The 11893-nt window shown below is 32.4% G+C and carries 6 protein-coding genes and 2 pseudogenes; 6 read left to right on the top strand and 2 right to left on the bottom strand.

Going from position 1 to position 11893, the window contains the following annotated elements; genetic code table 11:
• The first annotated feature begins 210 nt into the window (after positions 1-210).
• The 5 genes from RZN25_08105 (at position 211) to RZN25_08085 (ending at position 8162) form a co-directional block, all read left to right on the top strand.
• On the top strand, positions 211-1578 hold the full coding sequence (locus tag RZN25_08105; protein MEQ6376780.1) for a TniQ family protein: 1368 nt from the start codon (positions 211-213) through the stop codon (positions 1576-1578).
• Positions 1562-4228: a DDE-type integrase/transposase/recombinase gene (locus RZN25_08100; protein MEQ6376779.1), complete on the top strand. Its 2667-nt coding sequence runs from the start codon at positions 1562-1564 to the stop codon at positions 4226-4228. Before RZN25_08105 ends, RZN25_08100 begins: the two co-directional genes overlap by 17 nt.
• The gene (locus tag RZN25_08095; GenBank protein MEQ6376778.1) at positions 4229-5236 is read left to right on the top strand and encodes a transposase family protein; all 1008 of its coding nucleotides are present in this window, start codon (positions 4229-4231) and stop codon (positions 5234-5236) included. It begins immediately after the preceding gene.
• 157 nt (positions 5237-5393) lie between these two features.
• The gene (locus RZN25_08090) at positions 5394-6545 is read left to right on the top strand and encodes an AAA family ATPase (protein ID MEQ6376777.1); all 1152 of its coding nucleotides are present in this window, start codon (positions 5394-5396) and stop codon (positions 6543-6545) included.
• A gap of 111 nt (positions 6546-6656) precedes the next feature.
• Positions 6657-8162, top strand: coding sequence for a helix-turn-helix domain-containing protein (locus tag RZN25_08085; protein ID MEQ6376776.1), 1506 nt, complete (start codon positions 6657-6659; stop codon positions 8160-8162).
• 518 nt (positions 8163-8680) lie between these two features.
• On the opposite strand, the pseudogene RZN25_08080 reads toward RZN25_08085, so the two are convergent.
• A pseudogene (locus tag RZN25_08080) lies at positions 8681-8854 on the bottom strand (tyrosine-type recombinase/integrase).
• A 199-nt stretch (positions 8855-9053) separates the two neighbouring features.
• A pseudogene (locus RZN25_08075) lies at positions 9054-9671 on the bottom strand (tyrosine-type recombinase/integrase).
• Positions 9672-10588: 917 nt separating this feature from the next.
• Here RZN25_08075 and ltrA point away from each other — a divergent pair.
• Positions 10589-11893: group II intron reverse transcriptase/maturase (ltrA, locus tag RZN25_08070; protein ID MEQ6376775.1), on the top strand; the 1305-nt coding region annotated here is incomplete at its 3' end.

The following is an 11893-nucleotide window of genomic DNA, read 5'->3' as shown; positions in this document are numbered from 1 at the left end:
AAAAATAAGGTCTAAATGTACTCTAAATCGTATATTTAAACCTTATTTTCATGTGTGAATAAATACAAAAATACCTTACTTTAATCCAAATAAGGCCCAAAACAGACCGTTTATGCCCGTAAAACGACCTGATATGGAAAAGGTGAATAGTTAAATGTTCTATATGGCAATAATAACTATTAATCTATTAAATTTATGGGGTGTAATAGAATGATAGAAATAAATTTAGATTCTAGAAGTGATTTATACAGTATTGAACCAATTGGTTTGCAAACTGAGTTAGTTGAAAGCCTGAGCAGTTATTTAATTAGGGTAGCATATGAACACAACCTCTCTGTTGGTCATTTATTCAATAAGATGATTTTTCCTGAAATGAATAAGAGTTATTTAGAACGGGCTTCAGCTTATGGAGGGAACCGCTTTTATGAAAAGGCAAAAACTGTAAATGGATACATGGAAATTGCTGTTGAACTTGCATGGACAGTTGAGAAGTTAACATCCAGAGATGACCTAATTAATTTAACCTTGTACAACCTAAAAGAATTCATTCCATTGAGAAATTTACTGAAGGATACACTCACTTGGTGTCCTGACTGTATTAGAACTTGGGAGAAGGATGGAGAGGTTATATATTATCCGCTGATATGGCATTTAAAACCTGTAGAGATTTGCAAAAAACATAGTCGTTTTTTAGTTGATAGATGTCCTATATGTAAAAAGAAAGTTGATATCATACGCAGGCAAATGGTTCCCGGCTATTGTCCAAATTGTTCCTCTATATTAGCCCAAGAAAGTGAAAGCAAAAGGATCAATCTAGAAAAATTCAGGTGGGAACTTTATGTTTATGAAAATGTGAAGGATATTTTATCAATAAATCATAACAAGATAGATGTTCAAAGTTTTAAGCATACATTTATAAACAAATTGAAAGTAATAAATGAAGAACGTTTTTCAAATAATGTTGCGGGTTTTTCAAGTCACCTAAGTATCCCAAAAAGCACTCTCCGATATTGGCTATATGGTCAAAACTTTCCTTCTTTAGATAACATACTAAAAATATGTTTTAAATTAAATAAAGAAATTTTAGATTTCCTCTTAGAATCTCAAAAACTAGATGTTAATATATTTCAAATTAATGACAAGCGGGTCATTAATAATAAAACAAAACAAACTCGAAAACCACTTAATTATGATGTAATTGAGAAAAAACTGATTGAACATTTAAGTACAGATACTCCAATATCGATGAATTCAGTTGCAAAAGTAATTGGTCGGGATAAGAGGGTATTGTACAGAAATTTTCCGGATCTTTGTAAACAAATATCGAGGAGATATTACGACTATATAAAAGAAAAGTCAGAGCTAAGAATTAAAAGGTTAAAAGAACAAATTAATCTAGCCTTTAATGAGTTGGAAAATGAAGGATTATATCCTAGTCGTAGAAAAATTGAAGACAAGATTAATAAAAATGGGGTTTTAAAAGAAAAGGTTTTACAAGATTATTGGAAATTTTTATTAGTACAAAGTGGTTATGAGTATAAGAATAGGAGGACATATTTAAATGATGAGTTCAAGTGAGTTTGATGAATGGGCAGCAAGAATGGACTTAACGGAAGAGGCAAAGAAGGAAATTCAACGGATAAGACAGTCCCCTCCAGCAAGACGGGTTGGGGGAGGTAGAAATAACGTTAGTGGAAGGTATAGTAGTAAAAAGATGGGGGTTACCATTCAATTTGAGAGCCATAAGGTTGAATTACCAACTATCTATATGATGGAATTTAATGATGATGTTTTGGAGTATTATGATCAACCACCCAAAATAAAATTGAATTATTTTCAAAGTAAGAAAGATAAAAATAGAAAAATGGCTTATTGGTATACAGCAGATTTTTTTGTAATCGAAAAGGAAAGAGCCTATTGGGTAGAGTGCAAGACAGAAGAACATCTTATTAAAAAGTCTCAGGAAAAACCAGATAGATATTTTAGAAATAATGGAAGATGGGAATTCGCACTCGGAAAAAATTATGCAATACAGTTTGGTTTGGATTTTCTTGTACGTTCGTCATCTGAGATTAATTGGATACTTCAACGTAACCTTGAATTTCTGGAAGATTATATTACCAATGGGCATAAACCCGAAGATCAAATTATTGCAAAGATTAAGGAGGCAATAATATCTGCGCCCGGTATAACCATACTAGAGCTTATTCAAAATGCAGAGGAACGGTTTACCTCTGATGATATATATGACTTAATAGCAAATAACATCATCTATATTGATTTGTACAACGATTTAATAACCGAACCAGAGAGTGTAAAGGTATATCTAAATAAACAACAGCATAAGGGTTTTTCGATAATTGAAAAATCAAGTAGAAAAAGAATTTCACCTAAGATGATTGAAATAAAAAACGGGAATAGTATTTTATGGGGAGATAGTGCTTGGACTATCTTAAATTACGACAGTGGCAATAAAAAAGTGTTTCTATATTCAAAAAGTACAAATGAACATGCTGAATTACCAATCCACTTGTTTGAATCATATATATCAGAAGGTTATATAAAGGCTGTGGAAAGTAATAACAATAAAGAAAGTATTAAATTAAACAAGATGATTGCCGAAGCTAGTGAAAAGGACTTAGAAGAGGCAAATAAGAAATATGAAATTGTTACAAAGTATCTAAACGGAGAAAATGTTCATTTAAATGTTACTAGAAGAAGTCTCAGAAATTGGGTAAAAAAATACAATGATGCAGAAGAATTATATGGAAATGGTTTTGTCGGACTTCTTCCCAGAACAAAAAAAAAAGGAAATAAAAATTCGAAATTGCCACCGGAAACAGAAAAAATAATGAGTGGTGTAATTGATCAAAGTTATAAAAACATTAAGTCTAAAACAGCGAAACAAGTTTATCGTGAATTGTTAGTTAAATGTGAAGAACTTAATATTGATCCACCATCATACCAAACATTGTGTACTGCGATTAATAATCTTTCTAAATATGAAGTAGCAGAATCTAGAAAGGGAAGAAGAGCAGCATATAAGTTTGAGGAATTTTATACTGAATTAGAATTTACTACTCCAAAGCATGGGGAGCGTGTTTTCGAACTGGCGCATATTGATCATACTGAGCTGGATATTGAATTAAAACTTACTAGTCATAAGACCATGCGGCCGTGGCTTACCGTGATGATTGATGCCTTTTCTAGAAGGGTACTTGCCTTTTATTTAACATTTGAACCACCTTCATATCGCAGTTGTATGATGATTGTTAGAGAATGTGTAAAGAATTATAACCGACTTCCTAACTTCCTTGTTCTGGATGGGGGAAAAGAATTTCATAGTGTATATTTTGAGTCTTTACTGGCCTTTTATGGTGTTCACAAGAAGCAGAGACCTGCTGCAAAATCAAGATATGGAAATGATGTGGAAAGATTATTCGGAATAGCTAATAAACTGTTTATTCATAACCTTGCTGGAAACACGCAATTAACAAAAAATGTAAGACAAGTTACTAAATCAGTAAATCCGAAAAACCATGCAATTTGGACACTAGAAACTTTAAATGAATCCCTTGAGAACTGGTTTAATAGAGTTTATGACAATAAAATAAATCCATCACTTCATCAAAGTCCAAAAGAGGCATATGAAGAATCAATTAATGTTTCTGGAAGTCGTCCGAAAACCTATATTTCTTATGATGATACTTTTATTTTAATGACATTACCATCTCCAAAAGGGAAAACTAGAAAAGTACATCCGGGTAAAGGTATTAAATTATCATATTCATATTATTGGTGTGACCAATTCAGAAATCCAAAAATTGAAAATTTCCAAGTTGAAGTAAAATATGATCCTTTCAATATTGGAATTGCATATGCATATGTAGGAGATCAATGGGTAGAATGCCAATCTGAAGGTTACAAATATTTATATGGTAAAAGTGAAAAACAAATGAAAATTATTACAGAAGAAATCAGGCAAAAGAATAAATTATATTCACAAAACAATACAGTGACAGCAAAAATGATTGCACAATATATTATTGAATCTGAATTAAAAGAAGAGGAATTAGTATACGAAAATTTATCTTCAACTAATCCAGAATTAAAGGTTTATGGAAGCAACGATAGTTCAAATGATGAAAATGTGAATGACAGTAATTCTAATGAAACAGATGATATTTATGATGATGACGATCTTGAGATATTTGGGGAGTTGATATAGGTGACAAAAGGAAAAAGATTACTTGAACAATACCCTTCATCAAAATCTAAGAATAAACGAGAAGATTCATTAAATGGAATTACAAATGAGCAAAAGTATGGGCTTGGAAAGGAAAGAAGAACCTTATATAAATATGAGGGATTTTATAAAGAACTAGAATTTACTAATTTGAAACATGCTGAAGGTATTTTCGAATTAGTATACATTGACCATACTAAATTAGATATAGAAGTAGATATTGATGGTAGGCATTCTAAGCAACTTTGGTTAACACTAATGATTGATGATTATTCAAGAAGGGTTCTTGCTTTTTATCTAACCTTTGAAGAACCCTCTTACAATAGTTGTATGATGGTTATTAGGAAGTGTGTAAAAAAATATAACCGACTTCCAAAAACTTTAGTATTAGATGGTGGAAAGGAATTTAATAGTGTTGATTTTGAAGTTTTTCTTGAAACTTATGGAATTCATATGCAACAAAGACCACCTGCAAAGGCGGGGTCTAATAATGTGGTAGAAAGATTATTTGGATTAACAAATAAATGCCTTATCCATAACCTTATGGGAAACACAAGAAATGTACAGCAGGTTAATAATTCTGTGAACCCTAAAAACCATGTAGTATGGACACTTGAGACCTTAAATAAACGACTTGAAAATTGGATTAATTATGTATATGACAATTATATAAATCCATCACTTCAACAAAGTCCCAAAGAAGCATTTCTTAATTCTTTTGAGGTATCTGGACATCCGAATATCTATATTCCTTATGACGAAACATTTATTTTGATGACACTACCTTCTCCAAAAGGTAAAACTAGAAAAGTTCATCCAAGACGGGGGATTAAATTAAACTATTTATATTATTGGTGCAAACAATTTAACAATCCAATGCTTGAGTATACTAAGGTTGAGGTTAAATTTGATCCGCTCAATACTGGAATATTATATGCGTATGTTAATAATCAATGGATTCGATGCCAACTTAGTGTTACAAGTATTTAAATGGTAAGACGGAGAATGGACAAAATTATAAGCTGTAAGGCCTGACTTAAAGATTATTAATAATGAAGAAACACCTAATTAAATAAAGTAACTATGGGGGATTCAATTGTTCAGAGACCGTATATGATGATCGTGGGACTGAGAGGAGTTAGTTTAGGTGACAAAAAAACAAAGATTATTTGAAGAAGAGCTTTTAACAAAATCTAAGAAAGAACGAGAAAAATTTTTTAATGATTTTACTGTTAGTCATACAAAAATGAAACAAGTTTCAGATGAATTAAAAAATGAAATTTATAAAGGATCACAAAACATCATTATGGTTGTTGGCCCATCAGGAGTTGGGAAATCCAGACTTTTTTCTGCAACGACGTTATCTGTTCTTAAAGATATGAAAGAAGAAACTGAGAAAGATAGAAGCATTATCCCTATCTCTGGCATTGAGCTTCCAAATCCAGATTTAGGTAAGTTCAATTGGAAAGATTTCTATTATAGAGTTCTTTCATCATTAAAGGATCCATTAATTGACTATAAGATTGATGTTACTGATATTGAAAAGAAAAATAGGAAAAATAAGAAAAGTAACAGTAACAACCCCCTTAATGCAAATACTGCGCCAGAGCTACGTAGATCAATAGAGAGTGCATTTTTTAACAGGAAAACAAAAGCACTTCTAATTGATGAAGCTCAGCACTTTTTTAAAATTAATTCAGAAAAAAGGGGTAACAGTGAACAGAACCAAAGGCAATTTAATTCTATTAAATCATTAGCAAACATGAGTACCACAAAAATTGTTTTATTTGGAACTTATGATTTAAATGCTGTTTTCAATTTAGATGGTCAGTTATCTAGAAGGGTTAAGGAAATTCACTTTCCGAGGTATGATTATACCAATGCGGAAGATAGAAGGTACTTCCAAGCTTTATTATTGACCTTTCAGAAATTGCTACCTGTGGAGAAGGAACCCGATTTAAAGAAGTACTCGGAATATATATATGAGAATTCCATTGGGTGTGCTGGTATTCTGAAGAATTGGTTACAAAGATGCCTTTCAGATGCTATAGAAAAAGAAGAGAAAACTATTACCTATCAAAATTTGAAAAGAAATGCTTTACAAACAAAAAAGCTTTTAACACTAGCAAAAGAGGCAATTACTGGAGAGTACTATTTCAGTGATAATAAAAAAGACAAAAATGAGCTTCAAACCTTGCTGGGAATTAAAAATGAGAAAGATAATGAAAAACCAAAAAGAAAAAATAATCCTAAGCCGGGAATTAGAAAACCAGAAAGGGATACTGTAGGATTGGCCTAAGCTTAGGGGATATAAAATATTAAAGAAAAATTGAGTAGGTATTTCCTGCTCAATTTTTTATTTCTTAGATTTACTTGTTAACGCATTATCATACATCAGGAGGAATCAGTAATGAATTTATATTTAAGCAGTTTAACAGATGAACAAAGAATAGTAGATTATTTTTTATCCACCAGAACAGAGTTATATAATATTGAACCGATTGGAATTGGCACACCTTATGTAGAAAGTCTATCAAGTTATATTTCTAGAATCGCGGAAAATCATAATTTAGCTGTATCACCATTGCTGAGTAAAGTAATTGCACCTATGCTAAATATAGATTATTTAAAAGATCAACTTAGACAAGGAATAATTAAGGATACCTCACATTTTATTAATGAGAATAGTCCCGTTACTTTGGAATATTGTAATGCATTGGAATTATTAACAAGTAGAGATGATCTACGTAATCTGACAATGTTAAATTGGCAAGGGATTTTTTCAACAAAACTCTTTTGTAGATATAGAAAGTGGTGTCCAATATGCTTAAATAAAATGAAATCCGATTCAAAGATTATATATGAACCGCTAATTTGGTATATTTCTGATATAAAAAAATGCGAAGTACATGAAGTAGTACTACACGACCAGTGTCCAAATTGTAAAAGAAATTTACCGTATTTGCATAAGGAACTAATGGTTGGATATTGTCAATATTGTGGATCGTGGTTGGGAGGTGAATTGGTATTTAATAAAGAAATTTTAACCGAGGAAGATATATTTATTTTCCAAAATTATAAGGAATTGCTTGCAAATTCATCAAAGCAATCAATTTACCCAACAAGAGTTTTTATTTCAAACTTTTTAAATAGATTAATGAAGAAATTAGATATTAAAAGTGTAGCAAAGTTGGCAAATATTTTAGAGTTAAATTCAGCAACGGTCAATTCATGGGTAAAAGGAAGAAGACATCCTTCAAGTGAAAGTCTTTTAAAAATTGGTCGAAAAATAGGTTTAACTATTTATGAGATGCTTTATGACAATAATAAAAAGGTAGTGCTTGAAATAAAAAAAGATAGCTTTACACCACAGAAACCTATCCCAATAAGTGAGATTGAAAATTGTCTAAGGAAAGAGGTCAATTCAAATGAGCCAAAAAGTCTAAATAAAATATCCAAAGAGTATGGTTTTTATGTACCCACCGCAAAAGGGAATTTTCCTAAATTATGTGAAGAGATAACAGAAAGCTATAATTATTATAGAGAACAACAGGTAAGAAAAAGAAGAATCGAAATTGAAAAAATGTTAACAGATTGTTTAAGTCTGGATACCCCCATAAGTTTAAATCAGTTTTCAAGAGATTATGGTATAACTTTAATAACTGCAAAAAGAGTTGCCCCAAATTTATGCAAAAAGGTCGTTAAACGATATGAAGAGTATATTAGTGAATTAAAAAGGAAGAGGGTTCAAATTATAAAAAGAGATATTAAAGAAATTGTAAATATTTTACATCAAAAAGGAATTTATCCTAGTTCAAATAAGGTACTAGAAAATCTCGAAAATAAGCATTTATTTAGAAAAGAATGGGTAAAACAGGCTTGGAAGGAGGCTTTGGAAAGTTTAGGATATAATTGAATATTTAATTCTACAATTGTTAATCTAAAATTGAGTGTAAAAGGGTACTGAAATTAAGTAAACCATATAGTTTCCTAAAATAGAAATGTAAAGCATATAATTTCCTAAAATAAAATTGTAAAGCATAAAGCTTCCTAAAAGTAGAAAAAAGAGGTTATTACTCGATTGTATTTGAATGGTAGTAGTCTTTTGGGTTAATAAGTCTTTTAAAAAGAGCTGAGATACCTTGTGGCTCTAGGGTTGGAAGTTATATGCTTTATTTCTAGGAAATTATATGCTTTACGTCACAGTCTAAATGTGACGTAAAGCATAAGTGCAACTAAGGCATTCGCCAAGATTTTGTGGCGAATGCCAAGTTTTCTAATATTTTAGGAAAAGATATGCTTTATTAAGGCATGGTGTACTTCTTATTACACTAGCCTAGATACTATGCAACAAAGAAGTTGGCGTATCCTTGGTCAATATGATCGTAAAATTCAAAGGCATCCTAACATATAGCTATAAGAACCTTCTCTAATTTAGAAATATTTTCTATAAAATTCCTCTCTCAATTTTCCGCTCAACTGAGCATAGATACGAGTAGTTTCACTCTTTTCATGTCCAAGTAAACTTTGTATCACATCTAGTGGAGCTCCATTATTAAGTAAATGAGTTGCATAACTATGTCGCAATTGATGAGGATGTATGGTTTTATCCCGCTTTAACGGGCAGTAATACCCCTACCTCTAGTCTTGAGTATACCTGTAGGAGTAGTTGCGGGGATAAACTGCCCGTAAAAGTCCGATTGGTTCAACTAACAATCAGTGGGGATGAAGAAAACCCCACTGATTGAAGTTTCACTTTATCTAGACCAGCCCGCTTCGATATCCGCTTAATGATATACCTCATCTAGGCAATGCTCATTCGATGAGGAACTCGCTCCGTTACAAATATGGCTTGGTCTTGATCAGTCCGCTTTTGAAGGTAACGCTTTAACCAAATATCACACCTAATATTAAAATACACTTCTCGCTCCTTATCTCCTTTCCCTCTTACAATCGCAGACTGATTCCCCCAATTAATACAATTCTTATTTAAAGAAACAATCTCCCCAATTCTACATCCTATCGAAAACATAAATTCAAACAAGGCTTTCTCCATTGGAGTCTGGCAACCTTCCCTTAAATGTTCAATTTCTCTCTCTGTTAAGAACTTTGGGATTCGTTTACCCACTTTGGGTTCTTTGATTTTAGCAGCTGGGTTAGATGTTATATGCCCTTCTTCATGTAACCAACGGAAAAATGAGCGGATAAAATGGACACGATGAGCAAGACTTGAGGGTTTTAATCTTTCGCTAGTAGACGCTAAGTAATCTTTAATTCCTTGAGTCGCAATAGATTGAGGATTGATATCTTGGAAGTAACGAACTAAGAGATTTGCTTGTAGACAGTAGGCGTTTAAGGTATGGGGTGAAAATCCTTCAATTCGTTTCTCGGCCTTGTATATTTCCCAGGCTTTCGTTAGTTGCACTACTTGATCCCTCCAATATATTTATCTTCTTTTGATGAATTATTTCCTTATTTGTGGAAAATAAAAACAATAATTCTGTATTTTCTGGTAAAATATATTTATAAATAACTGTTAGTTTGTGAAATGTTGATCTTAAACTAACGGGCAGGATAGTTGTGCGAAATGTTCCTAGCTTAAATGGAGGATGGTCACATTTCTCTGGTAAAGGCTAGGCAATTCCATGTGGAATTGAAGGATTATATCGAAGAATCAAATGAAGAGGTAACGCTCGGAAGGGTTCTCTCTTAGTCGATTAGCACTGAATTCAGTAAGGATGATAGTGTTAAGAGCTCGGTGAAAAGGCGTAAGAATTTACCGTACCAGTGAAGTTTAGCTGACGAAAGCCTACCCGCGATGGTGGTGTAAATCATGATGCTTGAGTTGAATGAATATGGTGAGTATGCGAATAAACCTAAAAGAAAAAGGTTAAGCTGACAAACTTCTGAATGTACGGGTCTAGAACTGCAATACATAGAAATGTGTATATCACCAAAAATGTGAGGTTAACTGTGGGTGAGTAAGACTAACTTATATGAAAATCCACGGTACGTTATAGGCGTATGAAAGTTAACAGGCTTACAGGAAGCACCTAAGTTCATTCTATAATAGATATAATTCAACGTTGTAAGCTGATAACATGGAAGACTTACTTCTGATGAAATGGTAATAAGGAAAGCCATAATGATATTAGTTATGGTATAACTTTTTTTGTATCAGTGAAAGTGGTGGCACGTTACCAATGAAGTGTCTAATCAACACAGAGGGATAGCCACTAGACTAATGAAGAATCATTCAACCATGTAAGACAGATCTTTATCGGTTAATAAGGTTCTCGTGAGACTAAAAGAGGTTTAACTCCGAAAGGGGTAGCTGACTTATTGAAACGGAAGAAACTGAGGCATAACGAGTATTACAATCTACAAGGGTGTTTCGATTCCCTTTATGCTCGTAGTACCAATGGTGATAAGTTTTATGGATTAATAGAATTGATGAGTTCTAATGAAAACATACGTCTTGCCTATCGAAATATTAAAAGAAACACTGGAAGTAAAACGGCAGGCACAGATAAATTAACAATTAAAGATATTAGTCATTTGTCAGTGGAAGATGTAATAGTAAAGGTTCAGCAGATGTTTCAATCGTATGAACCACAAAAAGTCAGACGTGTCTTGATTCCAAAAGTGAATGGTAAGACTCGACCTCTAGGAATTCCAACCATTTGGGATAGGATTTTTCAACAGTGCATTCTGCAAGTATTAGAACCGATTTGTGAAGCTAAGTTTCATAAGCATAGTTATGGATTCAGACCGAATAGAAATACCCATCATGCAAAAGCAAGATTTGAATTTTTAATTAATCAATCTGGGCTTCACCATTGTATTGATGTAGATATTAAAGGTTTCTTTGATAATGTTAATCATAGTAAACTCTTAAAACAAATTTGGTCTTTAGGCATAAGGGATAGGTCGTTAATCGCCATTATTTCAAAACTATTAAAAGCTGAAATTCACGGTGAAGGTGTACCATCTAAAGGAACACCGCAAGGTGGCATTCTATCTCCACTACTTTCAAATATCGTTTTAAATGAACTTGATTGGTGGATAAGTAATCAATGGGAAACTTTCACAACTGAGTTTCAATACAAAACAAATGGGATTAAATATCAAGCACTAAAGAAGTCTAAACTAAAAGAGTGTTATATTGTCCGCTATGCGGACGACTTCAAGGTGCTTTGTCGCACACGTTCACAAGCAATCAGAATGAACTGCGCAATTAAAGATTTTCTGATGACTAGACTGCACCTCGAAACTAGTGAAGAAAAGTCTAAGGTAATAAACCTAAAGAAAAATTCTTCCGAATTTTTAGGGTTTTCCATTAAGGCAGTTAGAAAGGGCAAAACGAGATTTGGCTATGTAGCCAAGTCAAATATGTCTAAGAAAGCAAAGCTAAATGCTTCCAACAAAATAAAAGAAGCAATCAAAGCTGTTCAAAAACATCCTAGTAATCAAACCGTTTGGAATTTTAATACTATCGTTATGGGGATACAAAATTACTATTCAGCAGCCACTAGAATTACGATAAATCTTAATGAGTTAAACTCTTATCTACGAAAAACGATGTATAATCGCCTAAAGATTCTTAGAACAGACGCAGAATTTCATGAAATGACTAAGACATTACAA

The sequence above is a fragment of the Bacillaceae bacterium S4-13-56 genome (genome assembly GCA_040191315.1).
GTDB lineage: Bacteria > Bacillota > Bacilli > Bacillales > JAWJLM01 > JAWJLM01.
This window is presented reverse-complemented; position numbering and strand designations above follow the sequence as displayed.

Coding starts and splice junctions, on each gene's coding strand:
- RZN25_08100 (MEQ6376779.1), top strand. CDS start 1,562: ATGATGAGTTCAAGTGAGTTTGATGAATGGGCAGCAAGAATGGACTTA.
- RZN25_08105 (MEQ6376780.1), top strand. CDS start 211: ATGATAGAAATAAATTTAGATTCTAGAAGTGATTTATACAGTATTGAA.
- RZN25_08085 (MEQ6376776.1), top strand. CDS start 6,657: ATGAATTTATATTTAAGCAGTTTAACAGATGAACAAAGAATAGTAGAT.